16 protein-coding genes are annotated in these 18,193 nt (G+C 33.1%); all 16 read right to left on the bottom strand.

All coding sequences use genetic code 11. The annotated features are described in order from the left end of the window. Positions 1-58: 58 nt before the first annotated feature. Complete coding sequence (locus F0362_RS09955) at positions 59-901, bottom strand: sugar phosphate isomerase/epimerase family protein (RefSeq protein ID WP_000877704.1); 843 nt, start codon at positions 899-901, stop codon at positions 59-61. Positions 902-938: 37 nt separating this feature from the next. Continuing rightward, complete coding sequence (locus F0362_RS09950; protein ID WP_000200694.1) at positions 939-1,922, bottom strand: DUF6005 family protein; 984 nt, start codon at positions 1,920-1,922, stop codon at positions 939-941. A gap of 23 nt (positions 1,923-1,945) precedes the next feature. Further along, positions 1,946-2,221 (bottom strand): petrobactin biosynthesis protein AsbD, encoded by a 276-nt coding sequence (gene asbD / locus F0362_RS09945; protein WP_001250761.1) that lies wholly within the window; start codon positions 2,219-2,221, stop codon positions 1,946-1,948. Continuing rightward, positions 2,218-3,456 carry an AMP-binding protein gene (locus F0362_RS09940; protein WP_000909551.1) on the bottom strand — a complete coding sequence of 413 codons (1,239 nt, stop codon included), beginning with the start codon at positions 3,454-3,456 and terminating at the stop codon, positions 2,218-2,220. The genes asbD and F0362_RS09940 overlap by 4 nt, the downstream gene beginning before the upstream one ends. Then, positions 3,443-5,281, bottom strand: a complete 1,839-nt coding sequence (locus F0362_RS09935) for an IucA/IucC family protein (protein WP_000861773.1) — start codon at positions 5,279-5,281, stop codon at positions 3,443-3,445. The genes F0362_RS09940 and F0362_RS09935 overlap by 14 nt, the downstream gene beginning before the upstream one ends. A gap of 66 nt (positions 5,282-5,347) precedes the next feature. Further along, positions 5,348-7,156, bottom strand: a complete 1,809-nt coding sequence (locus F0362_RS09930) for an IucA/IucC family protein (protein WP_001163333.1) — start codon at positions 7,154-7,156, stop codon at positions 5,348-5,350. Positions 7,157-7,463: 307 nt separating this feature from the next. After that, positions 7,464-7,988, bottom strand: coding sequence for a GNAT family N-acetyltransferase (locus F0362_RS09925; protein WP_000229284.1), 525 nt, complete (start codon positions 7,986-7,988; stop codon positions 7,464-7,466). Positions 7,989-8,067: 79 nt separating this feature from the next. Continuing rightward, positions 8,068-8,748 carry an MgtC/SapB family protein gene (locus tag F0362_RS09920; protein WP_000119505.1) on the bottom strand — a complete coding sequence of 227 codons (681 nt, stop codon included), beginning with the start codon at positions 8,746-8,748 and terminating at the stop codon, positions 8,068-8,070. A 156-nt stretch (positions 8,749-8,904) separates the two neighbouring features. After that, entirely contained in the window at positions 8,905-9,561 is a 657-nt protein-coding gene (locus F0362_RS09915) for a YkyA family protein (protein ID WP_033658408.1), read from the bottom strand. A gap of 14 nt (positions 9,562-9,575) precedes the next feature. Next, positions 9,576-10,397: a peptidoglycan-N-acetylglucosamine deacetylase gene (locus F0362_RS09910; protein ID WP_000409398.1), complete on the bottom strand. Its 822-nt coding sequence runs from the start codon at positions 10,395-10,397 to the stop codon at positions 9,576-9,578. A gap of 251 nt (positions 10,398-10,648) precedes the next feature. Then, complete coding sequence (locus F0362_RS09905) at positions 10,649-12,010, bottom strand: HAMP domain-containing sensor histidine kinase (RefSeq protein WP_000824522.1); 1,362 nt, start codon at positions 12,008-12,010, stop codon at positions 10,649-10,651. Next, positions 12,007-12,696: a response regulator transcription factor gene (locus F0362_RS09900; RefSeq protein WP_000104235.1), complete on the bottom strand. Its 690-nt coding sequence runs from the start codon at positions 12,694-12,696 to the stop codon at positions 12,007-12,009. Before F0362_RS09900 ends, F0362_RS09905 begins: the two co-directional genes overlap by 4 nt. Before the next feature lie 13 nt (positions 12,697-12,709). Then, positions 12,710-13,957 carry a hypothetical protein gene (locus F0362_RS09895; protein ID WP_149889749.1) on the bottom strand — a complete coding sequence of 416 codons (1,248 nt, stop codon included), beginning with the start codon at positions 13,955-13,957 and terminating at the stop codon, positions 12,710-12,712. 152 nt (positions 13,958-14,109) lie between these two features. Further along, a complete protein-coding gene (locus tag F0362_RS09890) occupies positions 14,110-15,120 on the bottom strand; it encodes an LCP family protein (protein WP_000525840.1) in 1,011 nt (336 codons plus the stop codon). A gap of 312 nt (positions 15,121-15,432) precedes the next feature. Next, positions 15,433-17,739: a glycoside hydrolase gene (locus F0362_RS09885; protein ID WP_000738146.1), complete on the bottom strand. Its 2,307-nt coding sequence runs from the start codon at positions 17,737-17,739 to the stop codon at positions 15,433-15,435. A 216-nt stretch (positions 17,740-17,955) separates the two neighbouring features. Next, a complete protein-coding gene (locus F0362_RS09880) occupies positions 17,956-18,168 on the bottom strand; it encodes a DUF6366 family protein (protein ID WP_000095422.1) in 213 nt (70 codons plus the stop codon). Positions 18,169-18,193: the final 25 nt, after the last annotated feature.

Here is an 18,193-nt window from a genome sequence, read left to right as displayed (position 1 = left end):
GGTTATTTTTAACTATAAAAAAAGAGACTCTAAATAGAGACTCTTTTATCATTTTATATTACGAAGTTACTACCTCTAATCTTCTATCTGTTAATACTTTCATTTCTTCTTTTAATATATCTTTCGCGTTGTGTCCAAACCATTCTAGCGAAGCAAAATAGTCCGTATCTCGCACTTCCCGAATGATATCATCATAATTTACAATACCTTCAAATAATGGAACCATACCAATACGACTTCCCGCTGCGGCATATACATTATTAGGTTCAAATACATGTAAATAATCCGCTGACGATATATTCTTAAAATGGTAATGTTGTATCCACGGTCTTAGTCGATGAAAACTGTCTATTGGATCTGCACCAGACTCCCATATATGAAGAAAATCAAGGTTTATTTTCAAATTCGGATGGTCTACTTCTTCTAATAATTCCAAAGTAGACGGCAACGTGTCCGTTAACGTATTTGGATGTGTTTCTAAAAGTACATACATATCATGCTGAGCAAATAAATCACAAATCTTGTGAATTCTCTTTACATACTCTTGTCTCTCTTGTTTCGAGAAGTCTACACTCCCTTTTTGTCCGGCAAACGTACGAATTTTATTCGTATTAAACCAATTTGCTAACATTACGAGTTGTTCACATTTCCCCATCGTTTTTTCAAAATCTGCTGATAATGATATGTCTAAATAATCACTTATCATCGTAATTTCTAAGTTTTTATCCTTTAAAAAATTCAACTCTCGTTCTGTCGTTTCACGCTCCTGCACATACAAATTTTGTGCATGAGTTCCCCACAATTCAATTCCTTCAAAACCGTTTTCATATGCAAATTGAACAATATCAGTAAATGAAATTAATTGATGACGAAATGAAATGGTACATAGCGAATATTTCATAACTTTAAACTCCCCTATCTTAAATTCAGTTAGCTTTTTAAAGAGTTACGACAGACTGATTTGTTTTCATACCTTTCCATGATAGAAACTGTCTCTCTAATTCCTTCTTAATTTGCAGTTCAATTGCATTCATTTCATCCAGTTTTTCAATAATCGATACGAGCATACCCTTATTATTCGTCATTGCCATTTTAATTGCACGATACTGTACATTTGTAAATCCTTGTACAATATCCTCTACCCGATCACACCAATAATCAAACTCCTCTTCCGAGTATTGTAACGTTTCACGGAAGTATGCAAAGGCATGTTCATAACTATATTTACGAATTGCAAGTACTGGTATTTGTTTTACTGCTACTACAAGCTTAGAGAGCGAATACCCCTCTTCCTCATTTGCCATTTTTATAATTAAATTTTTTAATTCCATAGTCAGTTCATTATCATACTTTTTGAATGTCTCAGTGAAATAATTAGCTACCATTTCTTGCGTCGGCTCCTGAATCGCCTCTACATCAATGAAATAACCACCACCAAATGGATTATCTTGAACAGAGTGAATCACTTTTTCTCTTTCCATATTCCCTTCCCAACGAAAATCAGGATCTAACATGAACCATTCTTCTTCTTTCTCTGTCTTCGATATCATTAAATAATGCGGAAATGGTTTTTGGTGAAACTTATTTTCCCTCTCTGGTAATAAAGACATATCCACCATTACAATTACATAACGATTTTCCGGCTTATTTTCTACTAATTCTAAAAATGTTTCTACATTTCTATCTTTATCTTTTGCATGATCATACCATTCGTTCACTTTAATACCATACAGTTTTTCATACCAAAGTAAATAATTATCATGGTTAATGTTTTCGGAGTGATACGAAATAATTCCGCCTTCTGTTATATCAAAGTCTCCATCCCATAGTCCAAAATAAAATGGACGAAAATCTATATCACCACGTCTTTTTATAATTTCACAAAAACAGCTCACTAAACAGTGCACTTTAATTGAAGTCATACTCTCATCCACTTTCTCCAAGGTTAGTTATTCACATTTGATTCTTGTAACGGCTGTAACTCTTCCATAAAATCAAGTAAAGATCCTACAGTAAGAAACGCCTTTGGATCTACCTCATCCTCTGGGACACATAACTTCAAATCCATTTCTATGTATACGATAAGCTGCAACATCATTACCGAATCTATATATAAATCTTGATTTAAACGCATTGTTTCTTCTAAATGCGTTACATTTTTCAGTTCCATTTTTTCTGTCATAATTTTCAGCACTGCACTCTTTAACGTTTCACGTCTCATGTTGTAACCTCTCCCATCTCTAGTAACTTTCTACTTACTTTTCCAGTTTTATTTTTCGGAATTTCAGTTACACTTTCAATTTCATGCGGAACTTTATAAGACGGTAAGTGCTGAATACACCATTCTCTTATTTGTACTGGGTCAATATGAGAGATTACTTTCGCTTTTACGATTTCTCCCATCACTGGATGTTTCCCTCGGTATACAATGGCTTCTTGAATACCTTCTAATCGAAGCATCGTTTCTTCCACCTCTATAGGAAACACTTTTAACCCTGAAACATTGATTACATCATCCATACGCCCCATAAAGTGAAGGCCACGCTCAGATTCATACCCTAAATCTTTCGTATAAATTTCCTTTCCAGCAATTTTCACTACGATTTCTTCAGGCTCGTTTTCATCTGATCCTATGTTTATACTTACATGTGGAAGTGGTTTTCCTAAATCTAAATGACTCTCCATATCATGACATATACTAATACAACCAGCTTCAGAACATCCATATTGCTGCATCATGTACGTTGTCATTTCATTTAGTTTATAAAATAATGTTTCGGGCAAAGGTGATCCGGATGTCATAATTTTATGAAACTGGAACGTTCCTAGTGGAAAACTCCCCATAATATGTAGCATCAATGGTACTGCATATATGATATGTTTTTCTGTATTGCGAATAATATTTAATGCGAATTTAGGGTTTTTATTCGTAATAATTATAGGCTTACTTCCTCTTGTAATAGAAGATAACGTACCACATATTAATCCGTACGAATGTGAAACAGGAGCCATAACAATCGGTACTTCATCTTCTTCACAATTTAAAGCTTCATTATAAGCAACGATTTCAGTATCAACTTCCGTCCATGATCTGCAAATCAATTTCGGTTCTCCCGTGGTTCCTGAGCTATATTGCAATAAAGAAGGCTCTTGTAGTAATGAATTCACTACTTCTAATTTTGTAAATTCGCTACATTCTCCATATAAAAGTCCCGTACAATTTGCACGCCTTGCCATTTTAATAGCCGTATCTTTTGGTGTATCTTCATGTATAAGAAGTACAGATGATTTCTTTTCTTTTAAGAAAAACACAAGTGTAATAATATCAAATGGATCTTTCAGACAAAGTGCAAATCTATTTCCTTGTGCTGCTTGAAAGTGTTCCATTTCCTCGTAAACTTGTAATCTCGATTCAAAATCATTTTTACTATACTCTTGTTTATTAACGATTAGCATAATTTCCCCCTGTAACAAATGATTTTTGTATGTTAAGTTGCTTTGCACTATACAATGGATTTGGAACTTCATGAACAAGCGATTCTACATCCAAATATAAACGACGCTTCGTTAATTGCTCCGCATAGAAAGTAGCTGTGTATAATTGAATGGATTCAAATCTCTCTTTCAAATGTGGATATTTTCTAAAATGATTTTCAATTTCTTCGACAATCATCATCCAAAAATGTTCTTCTTTCCATTCATATTCATCCGCAAGTATGAAAGCTAACTCTCCTAGATTAAATAAGAAAAGTGCATCTAAAACCATCTCTTGCAAACATTCGATGCGATCCATTTCAAAGAAATCATTCATTTTTCCGTTCACATACGTTTTATGCATTTTTGTAAACTCAGGGCATTTGTCAATTTCTTTCAAGTATGGACGATAAAACTCAAGTCCTTCATGAAAGTCCTTTAATGCAACCCGGACAGGTAGCCCTTCTTTATGGACTAAAATCATATTTTGACCGTGTGATTCTAATGCGATCCCGTGCTCTACAACAAGATGTAAAACCGGTATTATCGCTTTTTGAATAAGTACTTGCAGCCAATTTTCTATTCCATATTTGTTTAACCATGCATCAATAATTGGTGTACTATCTTTCTTTTTTGCATATAAGCCATTAAAGGGAACTGCATCCTCTTGTTCATCTACATATTTGTGAACGCTTTCACGCCAAATACATCCTAATGAACCATATGTAGCTTTCTTATTCGTATCATACGTTACGCTCGAGAATTCCTTTAATAAAATCAAGCGCGATTCATCCCTTAAATAAGGATCCTGACTTACGACATCACTTAACCAATTTGATATAGCTGGTGCACTCACAACCGAATGTGGTTTCAACGTACGGATAGTTGAAGTATTAAGTAAATTCATCGATAACTTAACATACGGCTTATTTGGATTCGTCATATTTCTTAACGTTCTCATTGACTGTTGGGCGCAGTATTCATCCGATGATTCCCCTAAATAAATCACATATTTCCCCTGTATATGATCAGCATAATTAGGAATAATAAAGTTCTCCCACTGCCAAGGGTGGACTGGGATAAACAAATACCGTTTTGGATTACATCCCATATTTTGAATACGATTTATATATTCTTCTATTCTCTGCACACCAATTTCTTCTGTTAAAGTATTGCTATAAATCATTTCATTTTCATAACCTACAGTCGCATATTTCTTATGTGCTGCAATCCATATGAGTTTTATTGGCTTCATGAATTCATATCCATATTGAAAATTGTCACGATATTGAAATCCAATGCGCGCTTTATAGCTAGGATGATACGGGTGACCGTCTATTAAATGGCTTTCAAACTCATCGTAAGATTTTCGAGTATACTCCTCCCTTTTATTTCTTTCATATTGTGCAATCGTGTCTTTAAATATTGTTTGTTCTAATTCGTGAATAAAAGAATCTAATCTAGTTCGTTCTACGTTAACAACCCGAAAAACTTCTTCTAAAAATTGCGACACAGATTGTATTTCTTTTTGTTCATCTTGCACTCGTATTAGTAACGAGTCTACAGCAATACGTCCAAATGTCATCCTTTCTCTTCCGTGGCATTGATACGAAACATTTTTGTTTTCTTCATCAAGTCCTTGTATAATAAAAAGAATTTGTTCTTCCTTCTCTACACGAACTGGCGTTATAATCCCCTCATAAATTAACGATTCTACTAACTGACGTAACACCCTTCTTCGCACTGAAATGTATTCTTCTGATTCAAGTGCCTTCAATATTTTCGTGTGATACATATCCACTTTCATAAACTCCTCCACTTATGACGAAATACCAAATTCCATTATTTGTATTACGTGAAATTTTAACGCTATTTATGAACGAACAGCCACTTCTCTAACGAGTGGATTATGCACTTGCACATAAATTGCTTGCTCTAATGGATTTGTTAATTCATCGACATCGAAAAATCTCGTTAATAAATTTGCTTTACATGCCAACTTATCCTCTTCCAACAATTCTCTTAAAAATGTAGAAGGTTCACGGTTATATGGAAGGAATGATTCCAATACAGACCTTAATTCAGAAAGTAGAATTTCCTCCTTAATTAATCCTGCCGTACCAAAACCGTTAATAAGTCCAAACATATGATTAAAAATTAAATAGTAACGAAACCTTTCATCTACAATATAATCGTCATATAAATTCCCAGTACGTTCTCCAATACCAGATAACTCATTATTAAGCATCTCTTTCATTGAATTACAGAAATAAAATCCTTGATTATCACGGAAATAATATTTTACTGGATAACCATCCTTCAACTGTACAACACTATTTTGTTGATGAGCTTCTAATGCAACTCCATACTGTAAATACATCCATACCATCGGCTTTAAAGAAATATTTACATACCGTCTAAACCACTCTAAACTTACTTCTTCACAGCTTCTATTTTCTAACTCTGCTATATGATGAATTATATTCGATAAACGAGTGCGCTCTTCAGGAATAGCATCTTGAACTAGTCCAGCAATTAATGTAGCATCATTTGCATGTTCACTATAGAAAGGGTTCTCGCGAATAATTACTTCAAATCCAGATTCTTGTGTTCCATAATTTAATGTAATAAAGGCTGGATCACAAATAAAATCAAAGCCTGGAAATCTTTCTCGTACTTCACCAATAGCCGTATTTAACATTTCCTTCCCTTCAAGGCCACTCTCAAGTTCTTTCAACTTATTAATGCGCATTGAATTTGTTACTTTCACTGGAAAGGAAAACTTAAGCATATATTTCGAATGAGGATGATATAGCGTCCTAAGTGATGATGTTGCCATATAACACTTACCTACTGGACCAATATATTCAAGCACTCCTTGATTTATCCACTCTTGTACATAAGGTTGATGTAATAACCATTCAGCCTGAAGCGGATGAATTGGAATTAATGAATATTCATCTTCCTTACAGTACTTCTCTATAAATTCCTCATTTACCATCTCATCTTTACTTAATTCTTCTTTTATAATCGTTGTTGTAGAATCTAATAATAATGATTTTTCATTTACTATACTTTTATGTACGCGAAAATAATGAAGCTGGCATTCTCCTTTTAATTCTGGAGAATACATTGCACTTTTCCAATCCAATATACCTTGTCTACTCTTTGGGGTAGGATGAGTTAAATGCCCAAATAATAAAGATTGCTCCGCCTCTATAAAAGTTGTATGGAAACCATATAATGCAGATGTATCTTCTGCTCTCTCTTTTGTAAATTCTTCAATATTTTGACAACTGCGAATAACTCGAAGCATAAGCTCAGCAGGATTAGTTCCTTCTCCATAGTTGATAGACATCTCTTTTATTAAAAATGTAATAACTGTAACATAATCTGCTTTTATAACAGTTTTAGTTTCTCCAATTTGATAATAAAACTGTTCTCCAAACAAATGGCGATCTGTTGCTGATTTATATATAACTTCTCCATACAAAGTAACATTCTGTGCCGATAGCCGACAACATAAATATGTGGGGACTACATTTCTATTCAACGTATTACTGAAGATACTTTCCATTCTTTCATCCTCTGTAATCCATTCTCCACTCCCTGTTTCTCTTAAATAACAGTTTAAAAAACTTTGTATTGTTGCATGTTCTGCGATTTGTTTCGCATGCTGCATACTGGTCCTCCTCTTTATATTAACGCTATCGAAATTTTATAAAACAACCAATGATTGAATATCATTATCAATTATGATTCTAATTGATTGTTATTATCAATTCAAGAGTATATTTCAGAATTTTTTTATCTAACTAAATTTTTTTCCTTTTCTATCATTTATTTCATCTAATTAAAGATACAATAGAAAAATTTTTACTCTCAAGTTAACTATTCATTATTTTTCACATTACTCGTTATTAATCGATTGAACAGAGTTAAACAAAAAGGTATACCAATTAAAGGTATACCTTTTAAAAACATAAAGTTTACATAATAATATTATTTATATTCCTCCAGCAATACGCTGTTTCTTCTACCTGTACTCTCTCTAAAAATTTCGTATCAATTTTTTCAGGGTTATATTTTTCATAAAACTTTTTAGCGGGATTATTAGTAACGACCCAAACTAAAAGAGATTGCATACCATTTTTTATACATTCCGACAGTAACGCTTGAAATAATTTTTGTCCTATTTTCAGTCCTTGATACTGTTGTAACAGATAAATCGCATATAATTCCCCATCACAATTATATGTACCGCTTCTTTCAACTCCCCCATCAATGAATCCGATTATTTTTCCATTTAACGTTTCTGCTACAAATCTGAATTGGTAATTATCTTCTTTTTGAAAAATATCCTCCCACTGCTTTTTTCTTTGTTCAAATGTTACATTTTCTAAAATTTCGTTTTCGAATATCCCGGTATACGTTGTTTTCCAGCTTTCCACATGTACTTTTGCTATTGCTGCAATATCTGATTTTGTCGCCCTTCTAATGTGTATCTCCACCATTCTCATCCCCTTTAGAGAATAATTATAGCAAACTGTTTTTTTATGCGTAAAAAAAAGAGTGAATTTTCATCACCCTTTTTTATCTACTTTCAACTTCAACTGAAACAACTCGATCAATCTCTTTTAGTGAACTATATAACTCAGTTGTATATAAATCTTCTGGAGCTAAAATAACCATCTCCAATTGCTGAAATGCACCACTATCAATATCTTTAATTTTCACTCGTTTTACATGCATGCCTAATTTTTTAATTTGCTTAAATATACCATCTAATTCTTGGTGCTCTTTTACAGTAATTTTTATAGATAAGTCCTTTTGTCTTAATGAATACGGGCCTGCAATTTTCACAATTTGCGGAAGTACGTTAATCGCTAAAATAATTAAAATCATGGCAACGGTCGCTTGCAAATAAAACCCTGCTCCAATTGCTATACCTAAAGCTGAAGCAGCCCACACCATAGAAGCTGTCGTTAATCCAGAAATAACGTCATTACTTCTTCGTAAAATAACACCTGCTCCAAGGAAACCGATTCCGCTCACAATTTGAGCAGCAAGACGCATTGGATCCATATTTGTATGACCTGGAACAGAATATACATGAACTGATTCAATTGAAACCATCGTAATTAAACAACTTGCTACAGAAATAACCATACTTGTTTTCACACCAAGCGGTTTATTCTTTAGCTGCCTATCTATCCCGATGAATAATCCTAAAAAGAGCGCTAAACCTAATTTGAGTAAAAATTCATATGACATGTTTCATTCTCCTTACTTTACAATGTTTCCCTTCGAATAATTCACTATAACTCTTTTATGATATCTATTCCAGTCTTTTCTATTCATTTAACGATAAAAGCCGAAAAAACATTTTTATATGTTTTTTCGGCTTTATATTCCGATTAAGAACTTTCTTTATTTCTGTTCTTTAATCTTAATCTGCGCATCTTTATAAAATGCTAATTTACTGTCATTATACTCTTTTGTATAATTGTTAAACTGCTCTTTCGACTTTTGTGCTTCTCCATTTAACTCATTAAAAGTTTTAACTTTCTCACCAATCTCTTTTAATTTCGTTTCTTTTACCTTTAATTGTTCGTACAATTCTTTTTCAGTCGCTAACGCCTTCGTGTAGTTTTCATTCATCTTTTGGAATGCATCGTAACGTTTTTTATACGACTCTTCAACTGCCTTTGCTTGCTTTTGCACTTTCTTATCTTCAAGTTTTTCTATATTACTTTGAACGGATTTCGTTTCCTTCTGCGCTTTTTCTAGCATTTCTTTTTCGTTTTTCAATACTTTTTCACGGTCAGCTACATTTGCAGTCGCTTGTTCTATCTTTTTCATAACTGCGTCATTATGATCTTTACCTTCTTGTAAAATTTGAGAATATAGTTCTTGACCTTGCTTCTCTAAACCCTCTAATTTTTTCGCTTCATCAACTAAAGACTTTTCTTGTGTCGCTGCTGTTTCAAAAGCTGTATATAAATTTTCTTCTGGCTTTTCACCGAAACAACCTGTTAATACCCCTACTGATAACGCTCCAACTAATGCTACTTTTCCATACTTCAACATTCATTCCTCCATTACATACGGTTATCATGCCAGAAGTTCACTGGGAAGTGACTTTCTTCATGATAAGCTTCAAACTCATAACCCTTTTCTTTTAACCCCTTTAAAATTGCTGGCACAGCAGCGACTGATTGCGGGTGAATATCATGCATTAAAATTACTTCTTGTGGTTTTGTTGCATTTGTTAATACGTTTTGAGCAATTTGCGCTGCAGCTGCATCAACTTGCATTTTATTATATTTCCAATCTAATGAATCAATTGTCCAATCCCAAACTTTAAAACCGCCTTCTACCACTTTATTTCGAAGGCCTTCATTTAATCCAGGCATCGAACCATATGGTGGACGTGTTAATTTAGGTGATTTTCCAATAATATTAGCAATTAAGCTTTGGTCTTCTTTCATCTCATTTACATATTCACCATTTTTATATAACTTTGCAAAATTATGTGTCATACTATGCATACCTACATAATGTCCCTCTGCATTTTCACGTTTCACTAAATCCGGAAACTCTTTTACATTCGCTCCAATTAAAAAGAATGTCGCCTTCGCATCATGCTGTTTTAACGTATTTAATAATTCAGCCGTATATTTTCCTGGTCCATCATCAAATGTAAGATAAGCAACTTTTCTTTCTTTTCCATTAAAACGACTTGGTGCCGTTTTATTCAATTCAACTTTTGATTGTTCACTTGCAAGCTGTACTACATTTTCTTGTTTTGCAACAGCCTTTGCTGGTGACGTAATTGATTGAAACATAAAATACCCAATAGCTACTGCTGCAACCGCTATTAAAACGACTACTACTCGTTTCATATTAAAAGCTTTTTCCATTCTATCGAATTCCTCTCCCTATTAATCTTATATATAAATCACCCAATGTAATTATACATCTATTTATTTTATTGCACGATATAAAGTGAAACTTTAATCAGTGGGGGTATTCATCCCCCACTGATTATTAACCTTCACTAATCGAGTGTTTACGGGCAGTTAATTTCCCACCTACCTTCTTTGCTCTAGCCGAATTTTGAGGCGGGAATCTCACTACCCACAAATAGCGTGATAAATAGACTGTATATGTATTATAATGGGAGTTTTATCAAAATTGTTGTTCCTATTCCTTCTTTACTCACAATACTAAGTGTACCTCTATGAAGCTCCACCATTTTTTTTACGATAGCTAAGCCAAGGCCTGCACCTGCAGCATGATTATTAATCTGGTAAAAAGACTGCTCTATATATGGTAAATGCTCTTTAGCAATTCCAATCCCTTCATCTTTCACCTTTATCACTGCTTGTCCTTCATTTTTAGTCGCTTCAATGTATACAGTACCATTTTCATGTGAATATTTAATTGCATTTTGAATAATATTCAAGAAAATTTGCTTTAGCCTATTTCGGTCTCCCAACAATTCAATTCGTTCTATAGTATTAATGAATTGAATTTGTTTCTTTTCAGCGTTAGGAGTTAATTGCCAAATCGTCTCCTCTAGTATATCGTACAATTGCACCTTTTGTTTATATAAATTAAAATGATTTGATTGTAATCTTGAAAAATCTAACAATTCTTCTACTAAATGAATCAATCGGTCTGTCTCACCGGAAATAATCCCCATACCTTGCTTGATTTCTTCTTCTGTTAAATGTTCTACTGTTTTAAGCGTCTCACTCCAACCTTTAATTCCTGTTAAAGGTGTTCGTATTTCATGAGAAATAGAAGCGATAAATTCATTTTTCATCTGTTCCGCTTTTTCTATTTTATCAGACATATAGTTTAAACTATGTGCTAATTCACCTAATTCACCAGGATAATCTTCTTTAATTTTATTTTTCAACGTTCCTTCTGCGATTTGTGAAGAAGCTTGAATGATAGATTCAATTGGCTCAACAAAAGAATTTGCCAAGCGTCTACTAATTGAGAAGACAATACATGAAATAACAATACCAACGGCAATAGTAAACATAATAATTTCAATAATCTTTGCATTCACATGTGTTAATACTGTCGTATATTTTAAAACACCGATTGTTTGTCCTTGATGTATAAGTGGGCTTAGCACTTCTAGTTGTTTTTCATTATCTTTCGTAGTAGTAACTTGATTATACATTTCACCTTCCAATAAAGATTGTGGGATATTCACTTTACCTTCTACTTTTTCACCACTTGAAGATTGTATAACCGAACCATGACGATCAATTAACTGTAATTCCGTTCCATCTAATTGAAAACTACTAATTATGTCACCACTATATTCTTGCAAACGAATAAAATATAATGAATTGTATTCTGAGAAAAATCGAGTACTCGTCTTCGCATGAGATTCTATATATTGCACAATACCATTATAATAATATCGATAAATTGAGACCGAAAATACTACCTCAAACAATACAAGCATAAGTGTAATGACCGTCATAAAATATAAAGTCACTTTCCGTTTCATCTTATACTTTCCTTCCACACATATCCTTTTCCCCACACTGTAAGGATAAATTCGGGTTCTGATGGATTACATTCTATCTTTTGGCGTAACCGTCTCATATTTACATCTACGACTTTCGTCTCGCCTACGTAATTCGTTCCCCAAATCATATTTAAAATTTCATCACGTGAAACCGGCTTTGAGGATTGATTCATTAAGTATTGTAAAATCATATACTCTGTAGGTGTTAAATCAACCAATTGTCCATCTCTATATAATCTTTCTTCTATAATATTTAACGAAAACGGACCAGACGTAATTGTATTCGTTTTTTCTTTATGCACTTCTATTCTTCTTAATAGAGATTGTATACGTGCAGTTAACTCTACTGGACTAAACGGTTTTGTAATATAATCATCTGCACCAATTCCTAGTCCTTGCACCACATCTCCATCTTGTACACGTGCGGTTAACATAATAATGCCCATTTTTTTATTTTCTTCCCGAATAGTTTTACAAACTTGAAAACCATCAATTCCTGGTAACATGACATCAAGTAACGCTACATCAACAGTGTGATCACATAAAATCTGTAACGCTTCTTCTCCAGTACTAGCTTCTAATACATAAAATCCAGCACGCTTTAAATTTAAGACAATAAAACTACGGATTGGCATTTCATCTTCTAAAACTAAAATTGTTGACATAATTTCCACCTCCCTACTCTTGTTGATAATCCGCTAGCGGTTTTATATATGCTTTCACTTTTTTAAACTTTGATCGCTTCGGCACTGCATATACGTGAGAAGCCGTTTTCACCGCTGCCTCGAATCCTTTTATTTTGAACCATTCTTTCCGCTTAAAAATTTGGACTTCAAGCCATATTTCATTTGTATTTACGTCCAAAAACTTTTGAGAATTTGATTCCTTCTGCTGATCTGGGATAGTAATTTTCCCAATCAACTCTTCAGGAATTTTCACAAAATACCCTTTTTCTATATCGATGTATCTTTCTTCTATAGGTTTCGTTCCATCTTCACTCCACTGTATGTAACGTTCAAAGAGCGGACTATCTCCATGTGACTTATCTTCCCAACCTTTTGGACGTACAGTACGAACAAATTCAATAATACCGTCTTCATTTACATCTTTACTTTCCACCACATATTCATTGAATAAATCTTCTTTCCCATCTATAGGTAGTACCTCATAATGATCCTTATCAAATTTTGCTACATAAGTTATACCTGAATGAGCCCCAATTCCTGCATCAATTACAATCGCCTTTAATGTTTTAGAAATATGGCCCATTTGTATTCTTTGAATACTATTTATAAATGGATCAAATGTAACTTCTGATATTGTCTTAAACTGCTCAATAAGCTCAACTGTCAACTTCTCATCTTTTTCATAAGTAACAAGGCTTATATCATTAAGACCATTTCTATTTAGATCCTCTATAAATAACTTCGTGTAACGCCGATTATAAATCTCCTTCATATCATCATTTTCTTCTGAAAAAGCATACATAACATGTTCTAACGATTCACGATTTACAGAGATTCCAATTAATAATTCTCGCTTCCCATTCCCTGTAAAATCACCCACTTCAACGATATCTATATCCTCACCATCAAATTTATGCGTGGACTTTATTTTCCACTTATAGCCGATTTCCTCATATACAGCTAAATATACGCTACGATCTTCATTCGGCAATTTATAAAATACGATGGCTTCTTTTTTATTATCTTGTTTAAAATCCATTGACCAAATCATTTGTTTATCTTTATTAGACTTTGGAGTAAGCAACCGATAATTAACAGGCGAATCTTTATCTATTTGCTCTTTTAGTTCATTAATCCACTTTTCATTTGCAGGAGCTCCCATTAAATTGGTTGGAGCTTCAGACATTTTACATCCAGTCAATATAAAGACGATTCCCATAATGCTTATCCATTTTTGCATATGTTATCTTTCCTTATAACAGTATTTATCTTTACTTTTTGCTTATCCAATAATCTCATACATATGAGTATAATTTTTCTAGAATAAAAAATCGTTACAGAAAAGTTACAAATCCATTTCCATAAAAAAAGATTGGCAAAGGCCAATCTTTTTTACTTTTCATTTAGAACTGATTTTGGCGTTACACCTAGATGTTGATTCAGTTTATTTGAAATATCTTTCACATTTTTTTCATTTGGAATGTAATAATAAATACCACCAATACGTTTATCAGTACCTTCAATTTGCATCTTTTCCATTTGTAGATCCGATCCTGCCATGTTTTTCGTAATAGCAAGCATATCATCAAATGTTAAGTTTGTTTTCATGTTTTTATCAACTGCATCAAGTAGAGAGCCCATTTTGCTAATTGATTGAACAGACATTGCTTTTTTCGCAATTGCTTCTATTACAAGTTGTTGTCTCTGTCCGCGCATTGCATCACTATCAATTTTACGTGTTCTTGCAAGTGCAAGTGCCTGTTCTCCATTTAAATGTTGGAAACCTTTTTCTAAATGAATCATACCTGCTTGGTCTTTACTATCTTGCTCTGTGAACGTAACAGGTACATCAATATCAATACCACCTAGTGAATCTACAATTTGAACAAATGACTCAAAGTTAAACTTCACATAATAATCAACTGGAACATTTAAAAATCTTTCCACAGTATCTCGTGTACTTTCAACACCACCAAATACATGTGCATGCGTAATTTTATCTAATTTTTTTCTAGATGGAATATAAACACGTGAATCACGCGGAATACTAACTAATTTAACAGATTTATCATCTTTATTAATTGTTGCTAATAAAAGTGCATCCGTTCGAACCGCTTCACCATATTGACTTTTCCGCATTTCACTACCGTCTACACCCATAATTAAAATTGAGATATTATCCTTTAAAGGTTCCACTTCTTTATCACGTTTTGATGATTTATCAATTTGTGCATATGCATCACTTACAACCGCTTTTGCTTTATTATATATTAACGACCCATATCCTACTCCACCAAAAACAAGCAAGAACAATGGAATTATTATAAACCACTTTATTGACTTTCTTTTAGAACGCTTCTTATTACTTCTCGTATTTTGTTCTAATTCAGAGCTCATACCCATTCGCCTCTCTTTCTCTTTCCCTAGTATAATGTATGTCTAGTAATCTTCATATTGAATTTCCTTTCAATTACCTTACAAATTTGTAAGGTTACATTGTGGATTCAATATATATTCCATTTCACATTATACTCTCGTACTTATTTTTGGCAAGTCACTATTTACTAACTTCAAAAATTTAGCACTTCGCAACATTCGAAATTACAGATTTATCAACCTTTTCATTTCAAATAATCTGACTTTCAACTGAAAGAACGAACAAAATAGTGAGTCAAGTTAGTTATTAACTCTCTATTCATACAGTTATATTTCACATTATTGTTTCGCCAACGGCGTATACATGATTTTCTTCCCATTATTATAAATTAAAGCAGTCTTTGCTTTTAATTTCGTTTTTTCTATTTCCACATCTTCATTTGAGAAATTCACAATAATTTTAATATCTTTTCCATATGAAGTAGATTGTACTAGCTTATCTTCTGACAAGTATGCAAAGTTTGTCATTTCTTCTTTTACTGCCTTTTTATGAACTTCATTCCAAACTTTCAGATGCTCTGTAATTTCTTTTTTATGCTGATTCCACTCTACTTCATCTAAATGGTACAAAGGAGGAACATTATACAATAACTCATATAGCATACGGCTTCCTACCTCATCTTTCACTTTCAAACTTCCCCATTCCCAGTGATGCGTTGTAATGACGGAATCGTTGTATACTAATTTATATAAAGGAAGCGAATATACTGGATTTAAATATACTTGTTTATATTCTTCTTTCAATGGTACTTGTTTTGCATATTTTTCTGGAACATTTTGATTTGGTGAATAATATCCACCGACATAATACGGGCTTGTTTTGTTTTTCCGCATATCTTCATCGTCCCATTTAATAACTGGCGTTTCAATTCCATGAGCAAATGCAATCGTACTACTGGCAAAATCATTTCCGCCCTCAGAGCCAACTACCATACCTTTTTCTTGGGCAATATAATCCATTCGTTGTAATCTTGCTTTTAAATCTTGTTCCTGTGTCGTTACATGTTTTGATGAATAGTCATCATAAATTTCACCCGTTGCATCACAATCGATAAACCATGAATTATATTTAGGACCATTTTGCAATATATCGTTCATTCGTTCTTTTACACTAGGAAGTGATAATGTTGGATTTAGTTTGCGCCCTCTACCTAAAAACCCTTGCACCTTTTCTCCATTTTTCTTCGTTACAGTTGCCTCTTCATATAACGATGGATCATTAAAGGACGCTGTGTTCCAATTTTTATCACCTTTCTCATGAATGGAATGATAAGAATCATACGGACCAACTAAATATCCCATTTTCTTAGCTTCTGTAACAAAATTAGGTTGCATAAATCCTTGTTCCCAGTTCGGTAGACCAATCCAAGCTTTGTCTATCCCTTCTTCTTTCATTTCCTTTATTATATCCGTTCCATCTGCGTTTCCCCACTTACTTATATCTTCAACTGAATCACCAAGTACTGACTTTAATAAATGCTTATTTAAGCTATACAGTTCTGCTTTCGATAAGTGATCTATACCTTTTTTTAATAACTCACTAGCCTCCTGATCAACTTTCGGGAAAATATCCTCTTTATACAATTCCTTCATTGATAACACTTCGTTTACATAACGCAAAATAACATTTTTTTGATACTTATCAATGAAATCTTGTTTACTTACTTGCTCAAATACATTTAATTCCCCAGGCTCTGAACTATTTTTTTGAATAAGCTCTTTTATATGGCTAAACACTGGGCTATTTATTTGCTCTCTTAACTTCGGCCAATTTACATTACTTGCTGATAAACCATTTTGATTCCAAAAATAAAAATGAGCCGCTCCATAAAGTTTTTCAATTTCTTTATTTCTTCTTGCCTTTTCTTGTAATGTTTTAAATTCACCTTTTTCCATAATGTTATCCTTATACAGCTTAGCAATACTTACTGCATCAGTATTTGTGACATATAATTGAAAACCATATGTTTTATTTTTATTTATACTCGGGAATTCATGTATAAAATCAAACCCTATTTTCGGATCCGAATGAAATTTCACTTCATTATTAAATAGATTATTCGCAATATATACAATGGAATATTTCGAACCATTTAATGCAAAAAACTTCATAGAAAATGATTCAGCAAATGAATATGCATCATCCTTTAAAAACTTCTTCCAATTCTCATCATTACTTGGAATTTGTTTACCTTCCCATAACGGAAGTGTATAATTTTCAGCCTGTACTTTCGGCCATGTAAAGCTTTCTGCACCAATCGATTCTACTTCAATATTTAAGTGGTCTTTTTTCTTTTCTAAGTTTACTTTTACTTTTTGATCTGGATATTCCCACGACATACGATCCTTATCTTTTTTTACATTCGACACCTTCATTTTCGGCAGAGCTCGTGATGCCTGTTCCTTTACACCATCATGTTCTACAGTTAACGTGAAAGTCTCTGGATTTACATCGTAAGTAAAATCTTTATACGTCGCTTTCTTTATTTTAGACTCTTGTACAGCATTATTACCTTTTACATCACACCCGACTAAAGTCGAAAATGACATAGTTGTAAGAAGACATATCGCTATCATTTTTTTCATCTCCTGCACCTCCATCCCTGAATATACAGGGGATTTGTTACAGGAATATGGCAAAAAATAATAGAGCTAGCATAATGCTAACTCTATTATGAGTATAAAAAGTTCTCAAATAACTATAATTTATTTTTTAATATGTAATACAGCGGGACTTTAATCCTTGTTTTTTATTTTCACAAATAATGCAAATAAACAAATTAAAGTTTCGCTAGGCTTTCCTTAACTGAAAAAGTAAGTGTATATAATATATCCTAAAACTAACACTAAAATTAATATCCCTGTACCTTTCCAATTCATGCCCCCTGTCATATCACCAAGGCTACCTGATTCCGCTCTATTGAGCCCATCATTCAAAGAACCGGTAGGGTTATTTTTTAACTCACTTTGTCTTATGTGTTCTCTTTTTTCTTCTGGTGACTCTTTTGAACTCATATAATCACCTCCAAAATTAATACGC

Origin of the sequence: Bacillus sp. BS98, from assembly GCF_008432245.1 — a bacterium.
Classification (GTDB): domain Bacteria; phylum Bacillota; class Bacilli; order Bacillales; family Bacillaceae_G; genus Bacillus_A; species Bacillus_A toyonensis.
Note: the sequence above shows the minus strand (reverse complement) of the source record. Positions and strands in the feature narration are given on the sequence as shown.